We start from the raw sequence: 20,766 nt of genomic DNA, 5'->3' as shown, positions 1-20,766 counted from the left end.
TTTGAGGTATATTGATTTAGGTATAAAAATCTCTAGGTATAACAAAAAATCGCAACTATGAAACAAGAAATACTTTTAATTTGGCAGGAAGTGCTCGCAGACATATCTACAGAAGCTGCGTTATGGCAATTTGCAATCATAATTGCTGCTAGTACTCTAGCTTGGGCAATTAACGGTGCCTTGCGTGCCTACGTGATGAGTAATGCCCCGGAAAACTGGAAGTTGGGCATCGGTGGTATCAACCGAGTGCTATTTCCGCTATCAACTCTTATTTTTGTATATATCGCGCAATTGATTCTCGCGTACTGGCAACATACCAGCTTGTTACAGCTTGCCAGCAAATTATTGTTAGCGATGGCAGTTATCCGCTTAGTGGTTTATGCCGTACGTTATATTGTTGCGCCAGGCGGATTGCTCAAGACGCTGGAAAATACCGTTTCAGGCTTTATTTGGATAGTGACGGCACTGCATTTAAGTGGATTGTTACCGCAAATATTGAATGTATTGGAAGATGTAAAATTTAGCATTGGTAAAAATCCCTTCAATTTACTATTAGCGCTACAAGCGATACTCACCATATTGGTCACAATATTTATTACGCTGTGGTTTAGTCGCGTGGTCGAAAATAGGCTAATGAGTGCGCAAAATGTAAATATGAATTTGCGAGTGGTCCTTGCAAAATTGCTACGCGTATTTTTGTTGTTTATAGCGATACTCTTTGCACTTTCAGCGGTTGGCTTAGATATTACGATGTTGTCAGTTTTTGGTGGCGCACTTGGTGTGGGCTTGGGTTTTGGTTTGCAACGCATTGCAAGTAACTATGTGAGCGGTTTTATTATTCTGCTAGATAAATCCATGCAGATTGGTGATGTGGTGACCATCGATACCCATTATGGTGTCGTGAGTGATTTACGCACGCGTTACCTTGTATTACGTAAGCTAGATGGTACGGAAGTGATTATTCCCAATGAAACCTTAATCATCAACCCTGTCATTAACCATTCATCTACAGACCATAAAGCTAGAGTACAAATGCCTGTGCAGGTGAGCTACGCTAGTTCATTAGAGTTAGCCATGGAATTAATGCGCGACATCGCTTTTAGACACCCACGAGTGCTTGAACTGCCTTTGCCTGCGGTACAGATTCAGGGGTTTGGCGAAAGTGGCATTGATTTGGTGTTGAATCTTTGGATACCTGACCCTGAGGAGGGTTCTGCTGGTTTAAAGACTGAAATTTATTTAGAGATATGGCGTGCGTTTCAAAAGAATAATATTTCAATTCCATATCCGCAAAGAGAAGTGCGCATTTTAGGTGGGCAGGTCAAGCAGCCTGAAGTTTAATTTATAGCTATTCCGCTAAATAACCCGTCATTCCCGCACAGGCGGGAATCCAGTCACGGTGGTAGGCACTAATGGTCGTTAATTGATGCAACGTGACTGGATACCAGCCACCCTTCGACAAGCTCAGGGAGCAACTGATATGACGGCAGTGCGAATTGGTTGCAGCATCGTATTTATTGAGAAAACAGCTATATAGCATCAAATATAGAAATAGCACCAATAAAAAAACCCGCAGATTGCGGGTTTTTTACAAACTAAACATGTTTAGTGTTAAACAATCCACTATTTAAGTTTAGTTTCTTTGTACATTACATGTTGACGAACCACTGGATCAAATTTCTTGATTTCCATTTTTCCTGGCATCGTACGTTTGTTTTTAGTTGTGGTATAAAAATGGCCTGTACCAGCACTTGACTCTAATTTGATTTTTTCGCGCATGACTTAATTTCCTAGTTTGCTGAATGAGTAGTCGGCTAAATAAATTTAGCGATTAGATTTTTTGACCGTCAGCACGCATACCAGCAAGAACGGCATCAATACCATTTTTGTCGATTGTACGTAAAGCAGCGTTAGTAATGCGCATACTTACCCAGCGGTTTTCGCTTTCAACCCAGAATTTGCGGTTTTGCAAATTAGGTAAAAAACGGCGTTTTGTTCTGTTGTTAGCGTGAGAAACATTGTTACCCACCATTGGCTTTTTGCCAGTTACCATACATACACGTGCCATAGTTTTGATCCTTAACGCTTAATCTTAAAATACGTTGCTTTTTTAGAAAGACCGCAATTATAGTACGAAAGCCAACTTATTCTCAAGGGAAATATAAGATAAATATCAATAATATTTAAACTTTAGTAAGTTAAATTAAGTGTTTAAGCTAAAGTAAGCGTATTCGGTTGCTAAATACGGTTTGTTTAATGTTTACCAGTGCTGCCAAAACCACCTTCACCGCGCTCGCTGGCATCAAAATCACCAACTAAATGAAACTCAGCCTGCACCACAGGCACTATCACAAGCTGTGCAATCCGCTCCATTGGGTTAAGTTCAAAGGCGGTGTTGCCACGGTTCCAGCAAGATACCATCAGCTGGCCTTGGTAGTCTGAATCAATTAAGCCGACTAAGTTACCCAACACAATGCCATGTTTATGGCCAAGCCCAGAGCGCGGCAAAATAATAGCCGCGTAATAAATATTATCTAAATGGATAGCCATGCCCGTTGGGATAAGCGTAGTTTCGCCAGGCTGCAGGGTAATAGGCGCATCAATACACGCGCGTAAATCTAAACCAGCCGAGCCAGTGGTAGCGTAAGCCGGCATTTGCTGATGTAAGCGATCATCTAGAATTTTTAAGTCGACGATAATTTTCATGACATTCTCATTAGTAATATGTAAATAAGTGGTGGAATATATTTAGGTTAGCATTAAACACTAAATAATCATTAAAATCACTATGGATATTGATTAACTTTAATCCTGCAAATTAATTAACAAAAAACCCGCAAATGAGCGGGTTTTTTCTGTACTTGAAGATTAGAACTTATAGCTAGCATTAAGTCCAACAGTCCAGTTACGTGGAGCACCTGGGTCATAGGCAGCGCCTGTGTTGACACGCACGGAGCTAACGTAGGTTTTATCCGTCAAGTTGTCAATTCTTGCGAATTCGTTGAGTCTCCAATTACCCAGATTTTGAGTGAAACCGCCACGCAAATTAAATATCGTATAGGAGTCAGCTTTGATTGTGTTAATGTCATTGGTGAATACATCACTAAAGTAAATGCCTTCAATAGCTGAAGAAAAGCCAGATGCTGGGTTTTTCCAAGAGACTTCTGCATAAGTGTTTGAAGTGTAAGCTCCAGGAATCTTGTTTCCAGAATTCACAATGGTTGTAGCAGTGCAGCTAGTCCCAGTACAGAATCTATCCTTAAACTCTGCATTCATCAAAGTATAGGCAGCATAAACTCCAAAGTTATGTGGTAATACGCTATCTAAAGAAACTTCAAGGCCATGCCGTTCTGTGTCACCTGCATTTTTGAATGATGCAGTCGTGCCTTGGCCTTGATCTACTACTATCTCTTTTTCGGTCTTGACTTTGAATAGCGCTAAATTGACACGTGTATTATCTCCAACAAACGCTTTTGCTCCAACTTCATAATTTTTGCTTTTACTCGGTTGCAATGTGAGATTTGGACCTTTGCCATCTGATGGTTTGCCAGCGTATGTCATTTCAATAAAAGTTGGTGTTTCAAAGCCTTTGCCGTAATTGGCATATAAATTCACTGTCGGGGTTAACTTAAACGTTGCGCCCAACACTGGACTAGTGTTTGAGTACTCAAGTGAGCCGCTACTGTCAGGGTCGCCTACAATTACAGGCATTTTGTCATCAACTTCGAAATTTATTTTAGTGTGCCGCAATCCGCCAATCAATAACCAGCGATCAGTTGGTTCAAAGGTTGCTTGAACATATTGGTCAAAGTTATGTACGGACTGGGTTTCATTTCGTTTGAGGATGGGAACTTTGATGCCGAAGCTGCTTGGAAATTGTGTGCGGTCATCTTCCATCTTGTCATAATTCAAACCTGCGACGAGTGAGAATGGTTTATCAGCCAAACTGTCCTTGTAAGTCCATTTCGCATCAAGCCCACCGAACTGACGATCAATGGCAGATAACCTCCCGTTGTAAGTATCTGTAGTGAGTGCTAGGTAGCCATCGGAGGTGCGCGTTCCGTAATAACCCATAAGGCTGATGCTTTGCTGTTCGGAAATATTGTGATCAATAACTAAACCAGTTTGTATCTGCTTTTTGTTGGCTCTAGCATCGGTAAGCACTGCATTGGTTCCAGCCTGTTTTGGATTGACCTTGTATTGAGCTGGGGTTAACGCTAGAGGATCTTGTGAGTTATGTTGATTTAGCGCGGTAGCTACCATAGTAATTTTAGTCGCGTCACTGGCCTTAAAGGAAAGTTTGGTATGTAGCATATCTCGCGTTGCTTCACTGTGGTTACGGTAGCCATCTGTGGAAAGATGAGACCCGTTAACGACGTAGTTAAGACCGCCGTCTTCACCTTCAATAGTTAGTGATTCCCGATGTGTGTTATAACTTCCAAATGTTACTCCACCTGAAACAGTTGGTTGTTTTGAACCATCTTTAGTGAAAATTTGAACAACACCGCCAGAAGAGTTGCCGTATAGTGCTGAGAATGGTCCGCGCATAAACTCGATTTGCTTGGCTGTGTCCAAGTTGAATGTACCAGTCTGGCCTTGACCATCTGGCATTGAAAGCGGAATGCCGTCTGCATAGAGTCTGACCCCGCGAACACCGAAAGCCGACCGAGCCCCAAATCCACGCGTTGAAACAGCTAAGTCTTGTGCAAGGTTGAATTTATTCGCTACTACCACACCGGGAATTCGAGCCGCTGATTCAGATAAGTTGACTTGCTGTCTTCCGTCACGAATGGTTTCACCGTTAACTACATCAATTGAAACTGGTAAGTCAAAACTGTTTTGTTCTGTGCGTGTTGCCGTAACAACTACAGGGGCAAGTGAAATTGGGTCTTCAGCATAAGCCTGAGGGGAAACGATGGCCGTAACTAATATGAATAACTGTTTTCTTTTCATGGTGGGAAGTATTCTTTTTGGAAAGCGTGAATGGTATATTGCCCCTCAAAGTTAGGCAATCAAGAAAACCATTATTTATGAATGGTTGTTATTGCAGCATGTTAGCTAAATGCTGTAACAGTAGTATGGCAACTTCAGGTTTAGGGGCGCGTTCTAATGGATGCGCCCCATTTTTGTCCAGTAGCGTTACTTGATTTTCGTCACTTCCCAACGCGTCAATTGCTAAATTTGCCACAATGAGTGGCAATTTTTTTGCCTGTCGTTTGGCTTCTGCGTATTCAAGCAAGTTTTCAGTTTCTGCGGCAAAGCCTACACAAAATGGTGCATTGGGTAAGCTGGCAACGTCGGCCAAAATATCTTTGTTAGGCGTGAGTTCTATGGTTAGGGAAGATGTGCTTTTTTTAATTTTTTCTTTATGTTGTTCTACTGGGCGATAATCTGCCACTGCGGCCACGCTGATAAAAATATCTTCAGTGCCAAATTTTAGGGTCGCAATGTTGCTCATCACCGCTTGATACATATTTTGGGCGCTAGTTGCGTAAACGGTGCTCACATGGCTTGGTGCATTAAGTGTAGTTGCACCACTGACTAAAGTAACTTCTGCACCCATATCAGCCGCTACCTGGGCAATGGCATAGCCCATTTTACCGCTGCTTAAATTGGTAATGGCTCGTACAGGGTCTATCATTTCTAGCGTTGCGCCAGCCGTAATTAAAACACGTTTACCAGCCAATAGTTTAGGCGTAAAGTGAGCGTTTACTAATGCTAGCAAGGCTTCTGCTTCTAGCATTCTGCCTAAGCCAACTTCACCGCAGGCTTGCTCGCCGCTATCTGGACCTAAAATGCTGATGCCGTCAGCTATTAGTTGCTTGATATTACGTTGCGTTGCTGGGTTTTCCCACATTTGCTTGTTCATGGCTGGTGCCACTAATAATGGACAATCTCTTGCTAAACATAATGTGGAAAGCAAATCGTCTGCACGGCCTTGTACTAGTTTAGCCATAAAGTCTGCACTGGCTGGTGCGATTAAAATAGCGTCTGCATTACGACTTAACTCTATGTGGGGCATGCCATTGCTAATGCTGCTATCCCACATGTCAATAAATACTGGCTTGCCAGAAAGGGCTTGCATAGTCACGGGGGTAATAAACTGACATGCGGCGCTAGTCATCACCACTTGCACATCTATACCTGCTTTAACTAACAGGCGTACAAGCTCTGCGGCTTTATAGGCGGCAATGCCGCCAGTTATTCCTAATACAAGCTTGCCCAATACCAGTTTGCCTAATACAGGTGATTTGTTTTTTTGCATATTTATGAAACACTAAAGTTAGTATTTATGTAATGCTTTCATTTTAACCCAGATTTTCTATTAGAAAACAATTGCGAAAGACTGATAATTCATGTGGCGCAAATTAAGAATAGCCGTTTTGTTGCTGATATTGGCAACTGTGGTGCAGCAAACCTGGCTGGATAAAGCAGATTTAGCATGGAAAGATAATTTTTATGTGGCGGTGTACCCAGTGAACGTGGATAACAGCCCTAAAGTGAGTGCGTACTTACGCACATTAAGTCGCGATGATTTTGAGCCCGTAGCTGAATATTTTGCTAGCGAGGCCGTGCCGTATCATTTAGGGTTACGCAGACCTATTGAAGTGCAATTAGGAGCACAAGTGAACGACATTCCACCCGCACCACCAACAAATGGCAAGGTATTAAGTAACATCATCTGGAGCCTAAAGTTTAGATACTTTGCCTGGAAAAATAGCCCGAAAGTCAATGTTAGACCAGCAATCAGGCTTTATCTGTTGTATTACGACCCTGCCACAAATCCACGCTTGAGCCACTCAACCGCATTGAATAAAGGCCGAATAGGGCGGGTAAATTTGTTTGGCGATAGCGCATACTCAAAACAAAATTTAGTGATTTTGGCGCATGAGTTACTGCATACGCTTAACGCGACTGATAAGTATGATTTGAATACCTCGCTGCCTATGTATCCAGATGGTTTTGCCGAGCCAGATAGAACACCGCGCTATTCGCAAGATTTTGCTGAGCTGATGGGTGGACGAGTGCCGATAAGCGAAACACAAGCGGACATCCCAAAAAGCCTGAAACAGACTTTAATTGGTGAAAAGACGGCGCGTGAAATAGGCTGGTTAAAATCTTCCGGAGGTGAATGATGGCAATTACCGATTGGCCAGCCGCAGAGCGCCCGCGTGAAAAATTGCTGGAACTTGGTGTGGAAGCGTTATCCGATGCGGAGTTGCTGGCCATATTTTTGCGTGTAGGAGTCACTGGTAAAAGTGCGGTTGATTTAGCGCGTGATTTACTCACGCAGTTTGGCAGTTTAAATGGCATTTTTGCCGCGCCGCTTAATGAGCTTACCCAGGTTAATGGCATAGGCAGCAGTAAATACGCACAGTTACAAGCCATTTTTGAGATGAGCCGCCGCGCGCTTAATGAGCAAATGCAAGTTAAAGATATTTTAAACTCGCCACAGCAGGTGCGTGATTATCTATGTTTGAAGCTTGGCAATTTGACACGGGAAGTCTTCGTAGTGTTATTTTTAGATGCTCAAAATAGAATTGTGACCAGCGAGGAAATGTTCAGTGGCACACTGACGCAAACCAGCGTTTACCCTAGAGAAGTTGTAAAGCGTGCGTTGTACCATAATGCGGCCTCGGTAATTTTCGCGCATAATCATCCTTCAGGCATTGCGCAACAAAGCCAAGCAGATGAACTTATTACTAAGCAATTAAAACAAGCGCTAGCGCTAGTAGACGTGCGAGTGCTCGATCACTTTATTGTTGCGGGTAATAATACCTTGTCATTTGCTGAACGTGGTTTGCTGTAACTGCTAGTAATAAATCTGGTAAATGTAATATTAGGATAAATTGAATATGATAGGCAACGCATTATGGCTTGATTTGGCGGTAGCTTTAGGGATTGGGTTGTTGGTTGGCGCTGAGCGCGAGCGCAGTAAAGGTATTGACCCTGATAGATCTTTAGCTGGAATTCGCACATTTGCCATTGCATCTCTGCTGGGTGCAGTAAGCATGGTGGTTAATTTCTGGCTGCTTGTGGTTTCGGTTATTTGCGTCACGGTGTTTGCCGCTATTGCATACGTGGTTAGGGTAGATAAGCACCCAGGGCTCACTACAGAAATTACATTAGTTTTTACTGTTATTCTGGGTGGGCTGGCAATGAGTTCACCTTCTCTTGCGGCAAGTCTTGCAGTGACTGCGGCAATATTGCTTGCTGCAAAAGAACCCATCCATGGGTTTGTTCGTGGGGTCGTTACCAAAGATGAGTTAAATGATTTTCTTATTCTTGCTGCGGCAACACTTATTGTATTGCCATTAGTGCCCAATGAATTTATCGGGCCGTTTAGTGCCATTAACCCGCGAAACCTGTGGCTTATTGTGATTTTGGTGATGTTGATTAGTGCACTTGGGCACATTGCACTACGCTGGTTTGGCGGACGTATCGGCTTGCCTTTAGTTGGACTGGTATCGGGATTTATTTCTAGCATAGCCACGGTTGGTGCTATGGGAGAGCGTGCTAAACAAATGCCTGCTTTAATGGGCTCCGCAGTTGCAGGTGCGGTGCTGTCGAGCCTTTCTACTGTTTTGCAGCTCTCGCTTCTGTTAGCAGCAATCCACAGGCCAACATTGCAAGCACTTGCCGCGCCGCTTATTTTTGGCGGAGTCTCGGTGGCTATGTATGGATTGGTGGTGACATTAAGTTCTTTTCACAATGACGGGGCAGAAATGACAAAGCCCAGCCGATCTTTTAGCGTAAAAACAGCGCTCGTCCTGGCGGCGGTGATTGCGGTGGTGCTCGTTGCATCTGCGGCGTTAAAAGCTTGGTTTGGTCAGGCCGGGCTGGTTTTTGCTTCTGGTGTGGCAGGTTTAGCCGATGTTCATGCATCATCCATTTCAGTGGCTTCGCTGGCGGCAGCGGGTAATTTGAGTGCTGCTGATGCTGTAATTCCTATACTGGTTGCTTTTTCAATTAATGCGATATCAAAAGCAGTTGCGGCAATAGTTAGTGGTGGTACGGAGTTCTCACGCCAGGTGATTCCAGGGTTGATTATTCAGGTTTCAGCCACTTGGCTAGGCTGGTGGTTGTTTTAGAGGCTGTTTGGAAATTGATTCTGGATAAAATATTAACCCGCTTCAACCCGATTACGCCCATTTTCTTTAGCTTTATAAAGCGCATGGTCAGCGCGCGTGAGTAAGTTGTTGATATCATCGCCCAGCATCAAGCTCGTCACGCCTAATGAAAGTGTCACATGAATTTCATGATGCACATCGTTGTCGAACTGGAGCAGGGTTGACGCTATGGCCATGCGAACCCGTTCAGCAATTTGTTTAGCTTCATCGGGCGAAGTGTCTGGCAGAATCATGGCAAACTCTTCACCGCCAAACCGAGCCAGAAGATCAGTCGGGCGGATTTGTTGCGTAAGCACGGAGGCTACGGCAAATAGCACTTCGTCGCCTACCATATGGCCGTAAATATCATTAATCTTTTTGAAATGGTCGAGGTCAGCCAGTACTAATGCCAAAGGTTTGTTGTCATTCAGCGCGCGACTAATCTGGCGCTTGAAATATTCATTCATCCAGCGCCGGTTGAATAGCCCGGTCAAGCCATCTACGTTCGCTATGTTTTCTAATTCTTGCTGATGGCGTAAGCCGTTGATAATGGCCATGTTATCGTTGCGCAAGCGCTTTGCCAGCACAAACAATAAGTTTCTAGAAAAGCTATGCGATGCTCTTACTAAGCGCCAAAGCGTTTCCTCGTTAATCCTCAATAGACGACTATCACTTGCAGCAACGACTTGAGCCGAAGTGCTTGCACCGTCGAAGAGCGAAAGTTCTCCTGCGCAATCGCCTGGTAATAGTGAAATAAATTGCTCGCTGATTTCAGCATCAAGATAGACTTTCATGGACCCTGTAAGCACAACATAGAAATGTTCATTTCGGACATTAGCATGAATAAGGGTTTGGCCAGAAGGAATGGCAAATAGCTCGCATTCTTCAATCAAATGGAATAAGTCCTCAATATTCACCGCTCTGAAAATCTTGGATTGGTGGATAAGTTGGTGGTCTTGCTCTGACATTTTGGGTGTGATATTGATCATGATTATCTTTAATTTTAAACGAATATTGTAAAGTTTAAGTAAGATGACTGTGCTTTGTGAAGCATGTATATAACAATTGCCTTTAACTTAGCCTACTCTTTATATATCGGTAAAGATAACAAATTCTTGAGAGCTTCAAGTGGTTGTATTTTATCCTAACGCCGTCAAAATTTATGCAAGTTGTAGCGCAGCTAATCTTGCATATAGTCCGCCTTGTTCACGCAGTTCTGCCGGGCTGCCGATTTCTACAATATGCCCATTTTCCAGCACTATGATTCTGTCTGCTTTTTGCACGGTGCTCAGGCGATGAGCAATCATTAGGGTGGTGCGGCCTTGCATGGCTGCATTCAAGCCCTGTTGAACGAGAATTTCTGATTCTGCATCGAGTGCGCTGGTGGCTTCATCCAGCAACAATATGGGCGCGTCTTTAAGTATGGCGCGCGCAATAGCGATGCGTTGGCGCTGCCCGCCAGACAAACGCGTGCCACGTTCTCCTAAAAATGTCTGATAACCATCAGGTAATCGGTGAATAAATTCGTCTACCTGCGCGGCCTTGGCAGCGGCAATCACTTCATCATCGGTGGCATCTGGCTTGCCGTAGCGTATGTTTTCTAATGCGTTGGCTGAAAATATCACGGCATCTTGCGGCACTATGGCGATATTTTTGCGCAAGCTGTTAAGGCTTAGCGAGGCTATATTTTGTCTATTGATAGTGATACTGCCACTATCGGCTTCATAAAACCTGAGCAAGCACTGAAATAAAGTCGTTTTACCTGCGCCAGAAGGGCCAACCAGCGCAATGGTTTCACCTGCGGCAATGCTGAGTGAGATATTGTCTAATGCCGCAATTTGCGGGCGCGAAGGGTAATGAAATACGACATTTTTGAACTCAATGGCAGCGTGGGTTGGATTAATCAGGTTTTGTGCATCCACAGGCTCTTTAATCGCGGCATCAGCATGTAACAATTCTAATAATCTTTCGGTTGCGCCTGCCGCGCGCATCACATCACCCCAAACTTCTGCCATCGTACCTACCGCACCCGCCACCATCATGGCATACAGCACAAATGAGGCTAGTTCACCACCAGTCATCGTGCCAGCACTTACCTGGCGCGCGCCTATCCATAGTACAAAAATAATCGTACCTAAAGTTGCTGTCACCATCAGCATGGTGAGCATTGCGCGCACGCGTACTCTTTTTAGCGCAGTGGTAAAGCTGATATCTGCACTTGTGCTAAAGCGATCAATTTCACGATGTTCTTGTGTGTACGACTGCACAGTCGGCATTGCGTTAAGTATTTCACCTGCCATGGCAGAGCTATCGGCAATGCGGTCTTGCGATTCGCGCGATAGTTTTTTAACCGAGCGGCCAATGATGATAATTGGCAATATCAGTAACAGCATTAACCCGATATTGAGCGAGAATAAATACAAGTTTGTGACAGCCAGCATCACCATGCCGCCGATAAATTGAAACAAGCTGCGTAAACCCATAGAAATAGAGCTGCCAACCACAGTTTGGATGAGTGTGGTATCACCAGTGAGACGCGATAATACTTCGCCTGTTTGCGTAGTTTCAAAAAACTGGGGAGACTGAGTCATGACTCTTGCATATACGGCACTGCGCAAATCTGCCGTGGCACGCTCGCCCACCCAGCTTACCGTGTAATAGCGCGATGCAATCATTAGCGCCCAAAATACAGCGAGTGCAAACATTACTAAAAAATGTCCGTTTAGGCTTAGTGCACCAATCAGGCCGTTGTGCGATTTTGCCGGTGCGGCGTTATTTACAAAACCAAAGTCGATTAAATCTCTAAATGCCAATGGTACCAATAACAGTGTGGCAGACCCCAAACACAGCAACACGAATGCTAAAAATACCCGTGAGCGGTATGGGCGTAAAAATGGCCATAAATTACCTAAGGAAGAGAGTTTTTTGGTTGAGGATTTAGAAGAGGGTTTGTCGGCAGCTAGCATGTTAATCATATCTTTAAATTGAGTGTTGATAGTAGCACTGGCAACTTCATGCGGGTAAGGTTCATTCTACATAAATGAGCGCACATAAAGATTAAAGAAAGATTGCAGGTCTGATTTATACTTATAAAACTAAATAATTATCTTACTATTATCATGCATAAAAATTTCAAAATAATGATCTGGATCGCAATAGCGATGTTGGGCGCAACGGCCATTAGCGCTATTGCGCTAAACCGCGGTGAAAGTATCAGCGCATTGTGGTTCATTGCGGCTGCGGCTTGTGTCTACGCCATTGCTTACCGCTTTTATGCGGCCTGGATAGCGGCAAAGGTTTTAATGGTAGATGAAACGCGCGCCACACCAGCAGAGCGGCTAGAGAATGGCAGTGATTTTATTCCAACCAATAAATGGGTGGTATTTGGACATCATTTTGCGGCGATTGCCGGACCTGGCCCGCTGATTGGCCCCACTTTGGCTGCGCAATTCGGATATTTGCCAGGCACGCTATGGATCTTAATTGGCGCGGTATTAGGTGGTGCTGTGCAGGATATGGTCATACTATTTATATCAACTCGCCGTAATGCGCGTAGCTTAGGGCAAATGGCACGGGATGAAATAGGACCAATTGGTGGTGTAGCCGCGCTCATCGGTACATTCTTAATCATGATTATTCTCATCGCTGTATTGGGTTTGGTGGTGGTCAATGCCATGAAACATAGCCCATGGGCGACTTCCACCGTGGCAGCGACTATTCCTATTGCCATGCTGGTAGGTTTTTATATGCGCAACTTTCGTCCAGGCAGAGTGCTGGAGGCGACGCTGCTTGGCGTGGTTTTACTCTTGTTGGCAGTCGTTGGCGGTGGCTGGATAGACCATAACGAAAGCTTGCGTACCTTATTTGACCATGATGGTTTGCCTCTGGCCGGCTCGATTATCGTCTATGGCTTTGCGGCAGCAGTCATGCCTGTATGGTTGCTGCTCGCGCCACGCGATTATTTATCGACTTTTGTGAAACTGGGTACGGTCATTTTATTGGCAGTAGCCATTGTGATTTTGCAGCCAGAAGTCAAAATGCCTGCAATCACGCAGTTTGTAGATGGCACAGGGCCAATCTTTGGCGGCAAGTTGTTTCCATTTGTATTTATTACTATTGCTTGTGGTGCAATTTCTGGATTTCACGCGCTAATTGCCTCTGGCACAACGCCTAAGTTACTCACCAACGAGCGCGATATTCGTATGATAGGTTACGGCGCGATGTTGCTGGAAAGTTTTGTGGCGATTATGGCGATGATAGCTGCCACAGTGCTGGAGCCGGGTGTATTTTTTGCCATCAATAGCCCTGCAGGCGTGGTGGGGAAAGAGGCGGTAGATGCCATTGCAAAAATCAATAGCTGGGGCTATGCCGTCACGGTAGAACAAATGAATCAACTTGCAAGCGATATGGGCGAAAGTAGTTTGTTCGCCCGTACAGGCGGCGCTCCAAGCTTGGCGGTGGGTATGGCGAGCATTTTTGGCAGCGCGTTTGGCAAAGGCATGTTGGCACTTTGGTACCATTTTGCCATCATGTTTGAGGCGATTTTTATTCTCACCACGCTAGATGCAGGCACGCGCGTCGGCCGCTTTATGCTGCAGGATATGCTGGGTAATGTTTGGCCAAAAATGGGGCAGACTTCATGGATGCCCTCCGTGATATTCACCAGCGGGCTGGTGGTGGCAGGTTGGGGTTATTTCTTGTATATCGGGGTGATAGACCCGAACGGCGGCGTGAATATTTTATGGCCGCTATTCGGTATTGCGAACCAAATGCTTGCTGCCATTGCCTTATGTGTAGCGACAGGCATTTTGGTAAAGTCCGGCAAGTTGAAATATGCTTGGGTAACGGGGTTGCCATTGGTTTGGCTGGTGATAGTAACCAGTACTGCCGCATGGCAAAAGATTTTTAGTGATGATATTCGCGTGGGATTTTTTGCTGCAGCGAATGACTTGGCTACAAAATTAGCTGCTGGTGTCTTGCCGCCAGATAAGGCCGCCGTTGCGCCACATTTAATCTTTAACCAGCAACTCGATGCTTACTTAACAATGTTTTTTGTAGTCGTATTATGGATAGTGATTATTGATATGGTGAGAGTGACGACAAGATATTTATCAGGTAAACCGCTACTGCCAACTTCAGAAGCGGCGCATGAGCCGAGTCGGCTGGTAGAGAACTGGGTAAGAGACTAAGAGTATTTAAGCATGCTAAAAAAAATAATACACCTTTGGCATATTCTGCGTCAGCTCACTGGCGATGATGCATATGATGTGTACTTAAAACATCATGCGGAGTTTCATGAATCTAGTGTAGATGCAGCACCAGCACTATCACGCAAGGAGTTTTTCAAACTTTGGCAAGATAACAAGTGGAAAGGTGTTAAACGTTGTTGTTAAAAAAACCGCTTGTAAATAGCTTAACTGAGGGTGATGTTTCGCGTGTCATTGAAATGGCGTGGGAAGACAGAACAGCTTTTGAGGCAATTGAGTCTCAATTTAAATTGAATCAGGATGGTGTTATAAAATTAATGCGCGCCAATTTAAAACTCAGCTCATTCAAGCTCTGGCGTAAGCGAACGCGCGGGCAAGTAACCAAGCACCTCAAGTTGCGGGTGGTAGCTGTAAATCGGCATCAATCAAAGCAACACAACAAGCTATACAAATGAAGCTTGTGATTTTGCGTTACAAACTTTTATAAATTTTATCAATCTGCATTTCATCAATCTCGATGGGCTCTTCAAAATCATACTCTGTAGCGTTTGCAACAGTATTTAATGAGCTATTTTCCATCGGTTGATATTCAGCAATGATGTAATTTAACTTAGGTTCTTTATTAAAGATTTTAGCAATTAAGTTTTTCATTTTCATTCATCTCAAAGTCATACACGTAATATTAACTATGCAATGTGCATGCCAGTATTTACGGTTTGAAATGAAAAAAATTAAGCTATTGATTGTTAATAGAATAAATTTAATTAGATTTTAAGGTAGGGGTGAAGATTAAAATTTAGTCTTTAAAACCAGCTTAATAAGTGTCAGCTTTTAATCGAAGGTTTTAAAATTTCGACACATGAAAAATGAAAGCTTAAGAAGCTTTCATAATTAAGTTAAATACTAGGCAAACCTGTTTTGCCGAGCTTGAAACCACATCCAAACGCCAAGTAATATCATAGGCAAACTTAGCCACTGACCCATACTAAATCCCATGGAGAGTAAGCCCAAAAAGCCGTCCGGCTCGCGTGTATATTCAATCAAAAATCTAAAAGTACCGTAACCTATTAGAAATAAAGCAGAAATAGAACCTGTTTCACGAGGCTTTGCCGAGTAAATCCAAAGCATTAAAAACAACACTATGCCTTCAAGGCCAAACTCGTAAAGTTGCGATGGATGACGTAACAAATTATCCACACCAGGAAATACCATGCCATATTCAGCATTGGTTACCCTGCCCCATAACTCGCCATTGATAAAGTTACCCATGCGCCCAGCGCCTAAGCCAATCGGCACAAGTGGCGCTACAAAATCCATAATACCCAGCCATTTAAGCTGATATTTACGTGCAAAAAACCACATTGCCACTAACACGCCTAAAAAGCCACCATGAAAGCTCATGCCACCTTGCCACACCGCTAAAATCTCGGCGGGATGTTGCATGAAATAACTAGATTGGTAGAACAGCACATAGCCTAAACGGCCGCCTAGAATCACCCCTAAGGCGCCAAAAAACAACGCGTCATCCAGCATTTGCATGCTCCAGCCATGCCATGTGCGGTGCTTAATTTGCCATCTGCCTAAGCCCAAAAATGCCAAAAAGCCAATTAAATACATGAGACCGTACCAATGAATACCAAACTGGCCAAGATGAATTGCAATTGGGTCAAACTGTGGGTGAACAAACATGAGTAGATGCGCTGATAAGTAAAGGTTGGATTTTACCTAAGTTTTAATACTTCAAGGCTTAAATAAAATAAAAATGCTCTTTTAATAATAGCGCTATTGATGGTCAAGAACGTCAAATGGCAGTTCATGCTATAGCTGATGATAATGCGATGCTGCAACCCTGGTTGCTGATTATTTCATTTTCTAACTGATTAGATTCCAGAATAATTCGCCATGCTTTTAGTTTAACCTCATAGTGCATAGAAGCGTTCGCTGGACTCGTAGAGGGCAGCCGTAAGAAGTTGATATTGTCGATGTTAATATTTGGCAGCACATCCCGCATGAAATAGGCCTCTGCTTTAGCGCCATTGAAGAATACATGCGTTATTTGCCTGTGACTTTGGAAAAATGTGTAGAAGTCATTAGTAATAAACGTTTCGCGCTCAATCATCGCATCTAAACTTCTATAAAGACTTCCCTCTCAACCCCACGGGGTTGAGAGGGAAGTCTTTATAGATGGGTTAGGCGGTTTCATCGAAATTGAACTCCACAATGCTCACATGATTTTCCAATATAAATATTATTCTCTTCATCGAGAAGCCTCTCATTACAATTCGGGCATACCATTTTTTTGTAAAAAAATCTTACACGGGCACCCAAAACAGGGATCGTAGGTACCAAGAGCCACCATGGATGAATTGTGTCAACATAGAAGGCCGCCCATAAAACCAAAACGCTACAGTAATACGTCACTTCCGCAACTATGACGTGTCTGTAAAGCTTTTTCAGCTTAGAAACGTCAACGGAAGCTTTATCAGTCGTTGTGCTTATCATGATTGTATAACGTAAAGTTGAGGGACGCCGCGCTTTTGCGGCGTCCCGCTCGAACGCCGGGTTAGGCTTGGTTTTGTGCATGCCATGCATATATAAACTCAATGAGATTTAATGCAAAATGTGCGGCGAAGGGTGCAAGAACACCACCTCGCCAATAAAACAAACCGGCAAACGCGCCACCAGCTACGACGCCAGCTAGCAGCATGTACCAAAGCCCGCCCGCCCAATGCAGAAGACCAAAGAACACGCAAGTAAGCACCACTGCCCAAAGCGCGCCAAGGTGCGTGGTGAGGAGTGGAATGGCAATGCCACGGTACAAAGTTTCTTCGACGAGTGGTGCCAGCAGAACGTTTGCAATGAAGAACAGCACAATGCTACTCGAAACGGTGGGTAGCACTGCCCCAGGTGGAACGAAGTCACCGAAGGTGCGCTGCAATGTTTCAAGTAACGGTGCTAACCAGTAAAGATACGAGATGGCCAATAGTGCGCCAACAAGCAAACCGACCGTGATGTCTGAGAATGCTTTGCTGGGATTAGGCAGCAGCCACGCGGCTTTGACTTGGGGGGCGAAGCGTGTCATGAGGACAGCAAGACACACAAGCACTCCGAGTAAGATATGTGGCACCAGCGCCGTGACTCGTTCTAGTATTTGTGCCTCTGGCACTTCTCGGACGCTAAGAAATATCGAGACGCCGACGATGCCTATCAAGAACAACGCTGGCCCCGCTGTAAGCAACAGCCATGCTTTGTAGGGGACGACTGAGAACGATTGAGTGGGCATGGTATGAAAGCCTAACGTGTTTCGAGTTGAGGGGCGAATTGCCCATTAGCTAAACAGACAAGTTCTGAAATCGTGTATGGGCAATGCGCACTCTCGAACGAGGCGTTAGGCGCAGATGGTTGTGCATTCGGTAAACTAAGGTGTTGCAATGTCATTCTGCCTATGTCGCTGGCGCACAGCTATCTGAGCTTAACGTAAAGTAGGCATCCTATTTGACGCTTTACAATACGTCAAAACTGAATACCATTTAAATTTTTTAAATAAAGTATATAACGAAATCATGGCATTAACTGTTATTAGTATTGCCTATAATTGATATTATTATACGGCGTGAAATATGCAAAACTCATTACAAAATTCAAGCAAAAATGTTGAGTCACTTAAGCTTTTAGACCAAGTGCGCGGAAAAATTCGACTTAAACATTACAGCATTCGTACTGAACAAGCTTATTTAGATTGGATTAAACGCTTTATTTTACATTTTGATAAGCGTCACCCAAAGTATGTGCTGTTGAGGCTTTAGCTAAAATTCAAACGGATTAAGCACTTTTACAGAGAACCGTTCAAAGTCACGCACGTTACGGGTCACCACGATGAGCTGGTGCGCGATGGCGCAAGCAGCGATCATGGCATCTTCTATAACGGTGTTTGATTGCCCGTGCATCAGTTTTGCCCATATTCTGAATGTTTCCGCCGTCATCGGTAGTATGCTGTAGCTGTTGGCAAGCTGGTTTAGCCACGCTTCAATTTCGTTGGCTTTGTCAACATTTTGCATGCGGGTGATTTCAATACCTGCTTGTATTTCGCCAATAGTGACAGCGCATAAGTGCAAGTCATGATCATCTACACTTTGCAGCCACGCCAGCACTGCGCCATGCGGTTTGATTTTTCTGAGCTCTGAAACAATGTTGGTGTCGAGTAAAAACATACTTATGCGCCAATAACTGGGCGGCGCTTGGCTTTGCCGCGCGGTGGTAGATTCAAATCGCCGCGTGCAGTGTCAGACAATAACAGTGTTTTTAACGTGGGCGGTGCTGCTTGGTTTAGGCGTTTCCATTCGGCAATTGGCACTAAAACGGCTGTTTCTACGCCGCGACGCGTCACAAGTTGCGAGCCATTAGTGATGCAGGCATCTAAAAATTCACTAAAGCGCGCTTTAGCATCTTGCACAGGCCATGTGTTCATCATAAAATACTCCAATTAGACTAGTTAGGTGACTAGTTTAATGGCGTGTGTTTGATATGTCAAATTATTGTTTTGTGTCTAAAAAACAAACTGATAAGTTTGTGGAGAAAAATGGGGTCAGACACGATTTTTACGAGGCATAACCAGCACTAAGAATGACCATGGCTTTATAAATCGTGTCTGACCCCATTTTTACATTTACACTGGAGCAGATGCAAACAATGCACTAAGTGCTGAAATAATAGCCGAACCTAAAAGAATTATAGATGCCAAGACAGCAATAATAATTGTAGATACTGGTACAGCAAGTGCCACACCAGCAACCATAAAAACAGCAACACCTAAAAATGGAAGGACAACCTTTCTTTGTAGAGGGAGTTTATCGAGTACCCATTTAGGGGTTGAATAACCAAGTTCGGCTGCGGCACGAGCGTTTTTTACAAATGAATTTGCAAACTCTTTGTAAAAAGTTTCATCGGTAATAGATGCAGGCAATAAACTGCCAGCCGATTTTTTAATTGCAGCAATTAAGCTCGGAACATCTTTAACCCCAGAAACATCAACTTGAATTGGACCTGTTTTTTTATTCTGTGTAGCGCACCCCGACATAATTGCCAATGCTGAAATTACACCAGCAGTTAGGATGGAACGACGCCTTTTATCTATTTGATGCTCACTCATAAAGTTCGTTTGTATTTATGCCCAACGTTTGACATAAGGGGCGCGCTTTAGCGCGTCCCGCTTGATGGATGGGTTAGAGCGGACTTTTCGAGACGCTCTGCAAGCCACACTTTAATGACGGACTGTCTAGTAACGCCAAGCTTCCCAGCTTCTCGGTCTAAGGACTCAACCATCCATGTTGGAAAATCAACATTCACGCGTTTTTGTTCTTGTAACACGCGCTTTGCTTTTGAAAGGTCAAGCAGCGCAGTAATATCAACATCCTCGTCAAATTGTTTTTCAAAGTTTTTAGCTTTCATATAATGTCACCTCCTCGGTGCGTGAGCGACGAACAGAAATAAGCCGAATATTTACACCTCTATAGGTGATAATCGCTGACCAGTGCTTTGTGTTAATCAGCCCTATTATTAGGTATCTCGGCTCATCTTCGGTTTTAGCGGGGATTTCCAATAATCTTGGGTCGTTCCATAAGTCTTGTGCATCAACGAAGTTGATGCCATGTTTCAGAAGATTAGCCTGACTTTTCGGTTCGTCAAATTCAAATGTAATCATGGTATATAAAATATACCTTTATTGCACTAAAATCAAGTGAAAATGATGCACTCTAACGTTTGAATTAATGGGCTGGCTTTAGCCAGTCCCTAGAGATGGGTTAGGTTGCATTAAAATGGGGTCAGACACGATTTTTAACTTGCATTAAAATTAACTTGAAAATGGGGTCAGACACGATTTTTACGAGACATAACCAGCACTAAGAATGACCATGGCTTTATAAATCGTGTCTGACCCCATTTTTAATGTTTTTTTATGTCTTTAGGTGATTTTACATCTTTCATTTCGCAGCATTATCTAACGGCTTGCATTCGATAAGCATGCTATTTGGGCCTCGTGCCATTAGGTAACCATTGCCAGAAGGCATAATTATTGCATTTGGATTGGTTTGGCGATCGGCAAACGTATATCCATTTGGACAAACCTTTGCGGCCTCTTTGTAACATTTTTCAATTACAGCACTGCCACACTTGATGAAGTAAGAGGTACTTCCATTGGGGCCCTGAATTTGTTCAGATGTAGCACATCCAGTAAGAGCTATAGCAATTAAAAGTATGAGTTTTATTGGTTTCATGAAGTTTCCTCTGTTTGAGTAAAGTTTAATGCCTAACGTAAAATTGAGGGGCTGCCCGCTTTTGGGCAGTCCCGCTCGAATGCCGGGTTGGGCATTTCTTTACTTTTATTTTGGCAGCCTAGGGTCATCAGAAGGCACACAACGGAATTGTATTTCAGCAGAAGCATATGTTGC

25 protein-coding genes are annotated in these 20,766 nt (G+C 43.9%); 8 read left to right on the top strand and 17 right to left on the bottom strand.

What is annotated here, in order from left to right; translation table 11 throughout:
- The first annotated feature begins 57 nt into the window (after positions 1-57).
- Complete coding sequence (locus Q8J82_RS02490) at positions 58-1,341, top strand: mechanosensitive ion channel family protein (RefSeq protein WP_305327713.1); 1,284 nt, start codon at positions 58-60, stop codon at positions 1,339-1,341.
- 282 nt (positions 1,342-1,623) lie between these two features.
- Here the strand turns inward: Q8J82_RS02490 and rpmG are convergent, their stop codons facing one another.
- The 5 genes from rpmG to coaBC form a co-directional block, all read right to left on the bottom strand.
- Complete coding sequence (gene rpmG, locus Q8J82_RS02485; RefSeq protein ID WP_013147069.1) at positions 1,624-1,779, bottom strand: 50S ribosomal protein L33; 156 nt, start codon at positions 1,777-1,779, stop codon at positions 1,624-1,626.
- A gap of 52 nt (positions 1,780-1,831) precedes the next feature.
- Complete coding sequence (rpmB, locus tag Q8J82_RS02480) at positions 1,832-2,068, bottom strand: 50S ribosomal protein L28 (protein ID WP_304908740.1); 237 nt, start codon at positions 2,066-2,068, stop codon at positions 1,832-1,834.
- Between the two features lie 185 nt (positions 2,069-2,253).
- Positions 2,254-2,706 carry a dUTP diphosphatase gene (gene dut, locus Q8J82_RS02475; protein WP_304908741.1) on the bottom strand — a complete coding sequence of 151 codons (453 nt, stop codon included), beginning with the start codon at positions 2,704-2,706 and terminating at the stop codon, positions 2,254-2,256.
- A 162-nt stretch (positions 2,707-2,868) separates the two neighbouring features.
- Positions 2,869-4,953, bottom strand: a complete 2,085-nt coding sequence (locus Q8J82_RS02470) for a TonB-dependent receptor (RefSeq protein WP_305327712.1) — start codon at positions 4,951-4,953, stop codon at positions 2,869-2,871.
- A gap of 88 nt (positions 4,954-5,041) precedes the next feature.
- Entirely contained in the window at positions 5,042-6,265 is a 1,224-nt protein-coding gene (gene coaBC, locus Q8J82_RS02465; RefSeq protein WP_305327711.1) for a bifunctional phosphopantothenoylcysteine decarboxylase/phosphopantothenate--cysteine ligase CoaBC, read from the bottom strand.
- A gap of 91 nt (positions 6,266-6,356) precedes the next feature.
- Between coaBC and Q8J82_RS02460 the strand changes: the two genes are divergently transcribed.
- From Q8J82_RS02460 to Q8J82_RS02450, 3 genes are read left to right on the top strand one after another with little or no spacing between them, the layout of a single operon-like run.
- Entirely contained in the window at positions 6,357-7,136 is a 780-nt protein-coding gene (locus Q8J82_RS02460; RefSeq protein WP_305327710.1) for a hypothetical protein, read from the top strand.
- Positions 7,136-7,810 (top strand): DNA repair protein RadC, encoded by a 675-nt coding sequence (gene radC, locus Q8J82_RS02455; protein ID WP_305252157.1) that lies wholly within the window; start codon positions 7,136-7,138, stop codon positions 7,808-7,810. Before Q8J82_RS02460 ends, radC begins: the two co-directional genes overlap by 1 nt.
- Before the next feature lie 46 nt (positions 7,811-7,856).
- Complete coding sequence (locus Q8J82_RS02450; RefSeq protein WP_304892066.1) at positions 7,857-9,092, top strand: DUF4010 domain-containing protein; 1,236 nt, start codon at positions 7,857-7,859, stop codon at positions 9,090-9,092.
- A 32-nt stretch (positions 9,093-9,124) separates the two neighbouring features.
- On the opposite strand, the gene Q8J82_RS02445 is transcribed toward Q8J82_RS02450, so the two are convergent.
- Complete coding sequence (locus Q8J82_RS02445) at positions 9,125-10,099, bottom strand: GGDEF domain-containing protein (RefSeq protein ID WP_305327709.1); 975 nt, start codon at positions 10,097-10,099, stop codon at positions 9,125-9,127.
- Positions 10,100-10,270: 171 nt separating this feature from the next.
- A complete protein-coding gene (locus Q8J82_RS02440) occupies positions 10,271-12,076 on the bottom strand; it encodes an ABC transporter transmembrane domain-containing protein (protein WP_304908747.1) in 1,806 nt (601 codons plus the stop codon).
- 153 nt (positions 12,077-12,229) lie between these two features.
- Between Q8J82_RS02440 and Q8J82_RS02435 the strand changes: the two genes are divergently transcribed.
- Genes Q8J82_RS02435 through Q8J82_RS02425 form a run of 3 tightly spaced genes read left to right on the top strand, consistent with a single transcriptional unit; the run spans position 12,230 to position 14,772 of the window.
- Positions 12,230-14,299 (top strand): carbon starvation CstA family protein, encoded by a 2,070-nt coding sequence (locus tag Q8J82_RS02435; protein WP_305327708.1) that lies wholly within the window; start codon positions 12,230-12,232, stop codon positions 14,297-14,299.
- A gap of 12 nt (positions 14,300-14,311) precedes the next feature.
- On the top strand, positions 14,312-14,503 hold the full coding sequence (locus Q8J82_RS02430; RefSeq protein WP_305327707.1) for a YbdD/YjiX family protein: 192 nt from the start codon (positions 14,312-14,314) through the stop codon (positions 14,501-14,503).
- Positions 14,494-14,772, top strand: a complete 279-nt coding sequence (locus Q8J82_RS02425; protein ID WP_305327706.1) for a TIGR03643 family protein — start codon at positions 14,494-14,496, stop codon at positions 14,770-14,772. Before Q8J82_RS02430 ends, Q8J82_RS02425 begins: the two co-directional genes overlap by 10 nt.
- A 16-nt stretch (positions 14,773-14,788) precedes the next feature.
- Here Q8J82_RS02425 and Q8J82_RS02420 read toward each other — a convergent pair whose 3' ends face one another.
- From Q8J82_RS02420 to Q8J82_RS02405, 4 genes are all read right to left on the bottom strand, one after another.
- A complete protein-coding gene (locus tag Q8J82_RS02420; protein WP_304890949.1) occupies positions 14,789-14,968 on the bottom strand; it encodes a hypothetical protein in 180 nt (59 codons plus the stop codon).
- A gap of 252 nt (positions 14,969-15,220) precedes the next feature.
- A complete protein-coding gene (gene lgt / locus Q8J82_RS02415; protein WP_305327705.1) occupies positions 15,221-16,006 on the bottom strand; it encodes a prolipoprotein diacylglyceryl transferase in 786 nt (261 codons plus the stop codon).
- Positions 16,007-16,130: 124 nt separating this feature from the next.
- Positions 16,131-16,436, bottom strand: a complete 306-nt coding sequence (locus Q8J82_RS02410; RefSeq protein WP_305327704.1) for a hypothetical protein — start codon at positions 16,434-16,436, stop codon at positions 16,131-16,133.
- 444 nt (positions 16,437-16,880) lie between these two features.
- A complete protein-coding gene (locus Q8J82_RS02405; RefSeq protein WP_305327703.1) occupies positions 16,881-17,600 on the bottom strand; it encodes a CPBP family intramembrane glutamic endopeptidase in 720 nt (239 codons plus the stop codon).
- Between the two features lie 337 nt (positions 17,601-17,937).
- On the opposite strand from Q8J82_RS02405, the gene Q8J82_RS02400 reads away from it, so the two are divergent.
- Complete coding sequence (locus tag Q8J82_RS02400; RefSeq protein ID WP_370653546.1) at positions 17,938-18,123, top strand: phage integrase N-terminal SAM-like domain-containing protein; 186 nt, start codon at positions 17,938-17,940, stop codon at positions 18,121-18,123.
- On the opposite strand, the gene Q8J82_RS02395 is transcribed toward Q8J82_RS02400, so the two are convergent.
- From Q8J82_RS02395 to Q8J82_RS02370, 6 genes are all read right to left on the bottom strand, one after another.
- The gene (locus Q8J82_RS02395) at positions 18,124-18,528 is read right to left on the bottom strand and encodes a type II toxin-antitoxin system VapC family toxin (protein ID WP_304890953.1); all 405 of its coding nucleotides are present in this window, start codon (positions 18,526-18,528) and stop codon (positions 18,124-18,126) included. It abuts the gene before it with no gap.
- A gap of 2 nt (positions 18,529-18,530) precedes the next feature.
- Entirely contained in the window at positions 18,531-18,788 is a 258-nt protein-coding gene (locus Q8J82_RS02390) for a type II toxin-antitoxin system Phd/YefM family antitoxin (RefSeq protein WP_304890954.1), read from the bottom strand.
- A gap of 195 nt (positions 18,789-18,983) precedes the next feature.
- Complete coding sequence (locus tag Q8J82_RS02385) at positions 18,984-19,466, bottom strand: hypothetical protein (protein ID WP_304890955.1); 483 nt, start codon at positions 19,464-19,466, stop codon at positions 18,984-18,986.
- Positions 19,467-19,513: 47 nt separating this feature from the next.
- Entirely contained in the window at positions 19,514-19,765 is a 252-nt protein-coding gene (brnA, locus tag Q8J82_RS02380; RefSeq protein WP_304890956.1) for a type II toxin-antitoxin system BrnA family antitoxin, read from the bottom strand.
- Positions 19,755-20,018, bottom strand: coding sequence for a BrnT family toxin (locus Q8J82_RS02375; RefSeq protein WP_304890957.1), 264 nt, complete (start codon positions 20,016-20,018; stop codon positions 19,755-19,757). The genes brnA and Q8J82_RS02375 overlap by 11 nt, the downstream gene beginning before the upstream one ends.
- A 280-nt stretch (positions 20,019-20,298) precedes the next feature.
- The gene (locus Q8J82_RS02370; protein ID WP_305327702.1) at positions 20,299-20,592 is read right to left on the bottom strand and encodes a hypothetical protein; all 294 of its coding nucleotides are present in this window, start codon (positions 20,590-20,592) and stop codon (positions 20,299-20,301) included.
- Positions 20,593-20,766: the final 174 nt, after the last annotated feature.

This window comes from Methylotenera sp., assembly GCF_030684185.1.
In the GTDB taxonomy this organism is placed as follows: Bacteria; Pseudomonadota; Gammaproteobacteria; order Burkholderiales; family Methylophilaceae; genus Methylotenera.
The sequence above is the reverse complement of the archived record's forward strand: the minus strand, read 5'-3'. Positions and strand labels throughout refer to the sequence as shown.

Coding starts and splice junctions, on each gene's coding strand:
- Q8J82_RS02490 (WP_305327713.1), top strand. CDS start 58: ATGAAACAAGAAATACTTTTAATTTGGCAGGAAGTGCTCGCAGACATA.
- rpmG (WP_013147069.1), bottom strand. CDS start 1,779: ATGCGCGAAAAAATCAAATTAGAGTCAAGTGCTGGTACAGGCCATTTT.
- rpmB (WP_304908740.1), bottom strand. CDS start 2,068: ATGGCACGTGTATGTATGGTAACTGGCAAAAAGCCAATGGTGGGTAAC.
- dut (WP_304908741.1), bottom strand. CDS start 2,706: ATGAAAATTATCGTCGACTTAAAAATTCTAGATGATCGCTTACATCAG.
- Q8J82_RS02470 (WP_305327712.1), bottom strand. CDS start 4,953: ATGAAAAGAAAACAGTTATTCATATTAGTTACGGCCATCGTTTCCCCT.
- coaBC (WP_305327711.1), bottom strand. CDS start 6,265: ATGCAAAAAAACAAATCACCTGTATTAGGCAAACTGGTATTGGGCAAG.
- Q8J82_RS02460 (WP_305327710.1), top strand. CDS start 6,357: ATGTGGCGCAAATTAAGAATAGCCGTTTTGTTGCTGATATTGGCAACT.
- radC (WP_305252157.1), top strand. CDS start 7,136: ATGGCAATTACCGATTGGCCAGCCGCAGAGCGCCCGCGTGAAAAATTG.
- Q8J82_RS02450 (WP_304892066.1), top strand. CDS start 7,857: ATGATAGGCAACGCATTATGGCTTGATTTGGCGGTAGCTTTAGGGATT.
- Q8J82_RS02445 (WP_305327709.1), bottom strand. CDS start 10,099: ATGATCAATATCACACCCAAAATGTCAGAGCAAGACCACCAACTTATC.
- Q8J82_RS02440 (WP_304908747.1), bottom strand. CDS start 12,076: ATGCTAGCTGCCGACAAACCCTCTTCTAAATCCTCAACCAAAAAACTC.
- Q8J82_RS02435 (WP_305327708.1), top strand. CDS start 12,230: ATGCATAAAAATTTCAAAATAATGATCTGGATCGCAATAGCGATGTTG.
- Q8J82_RS02430 (WP_305327707.1), top strand. CDS start 14,312: ATGCTAAAAAAAATAATACACCTTTGGCATATTCTGCGTCAGCTCACT.
- Q8J82_RS02420 (WP_304890949.1), bottom strand. CDS start 14,968: ATGAAAAACTTAATTGCTAAAATCTTTAATAAAGAACCTAAGTTAAAT.
- lgt (WP_305327705.1), bottom strand. CDS start 16,006: ATGTTTGTTCACCCACAGTTTGACCCAATTGCAATTCATCTTGGCCAG.
- Q8J82_RS02410 (WP_305327704.1), bottom strand. CDS start 16,436: ATGATTGAGCGCGAAACGTTTATTACTAATGACTTCTACACATTTTTC.
- Q8J82_RS02405 (WP_305327703.1), bottom strand. CDS start 17,600: ATGCCCACTCAATCGTTCTCAGTCGTCCCCTACAAAGCATGGCTGTTG.
- Q8J82_RS02400 (WP_370653546.1), top strand. CDS start 17,938: ATGCAAAACTCATTACAAAATTCAAGCAAAAATGTTGAGTCACTTAAG.
- Q8J82_RS02395 (WP_304890953.1), bottom strand. CDS start 18,528: ATGTTTTTACTCGACACCAACATTGTTTCAGAGCTCAGAAAAATCAAA.
- Q8J82_RS02390 (WP_304890954.1), bottom strand. CDS start 18,788: ATGATGAACACATGGCCTGTGCAAGATGCTAAAGCGCGCTTTAGTGAA.
- Q8J82_RS02385 (WP_304890955.1), bottom strand. CDS start 19,466: ATGAGTGAGCATCAAATAGATAAAAGGCGTCGTTCCATCCTAACTGCT.
- brnA (WP_304890956.1), bottom strand. CDS start 19,765: ATGAAAGCTAAAAACTTTGAAAAACAATTTGACGAGGATGTTGATATT.
- Q8J82_RS02375 (WP_304890957.1), bottom strand. CDS start 20,018: ATGATTACATTTGAATTTGACGAACCGAAAAGTCAGGCTAATCTTCTG.
- Q8J82_RS02370 (WP_305327702.1), bottom strand. CDS start 20,592: ATGAAACCAATAAAACTCATACTTTTAATTGCTATAGCTCTTACTGGA.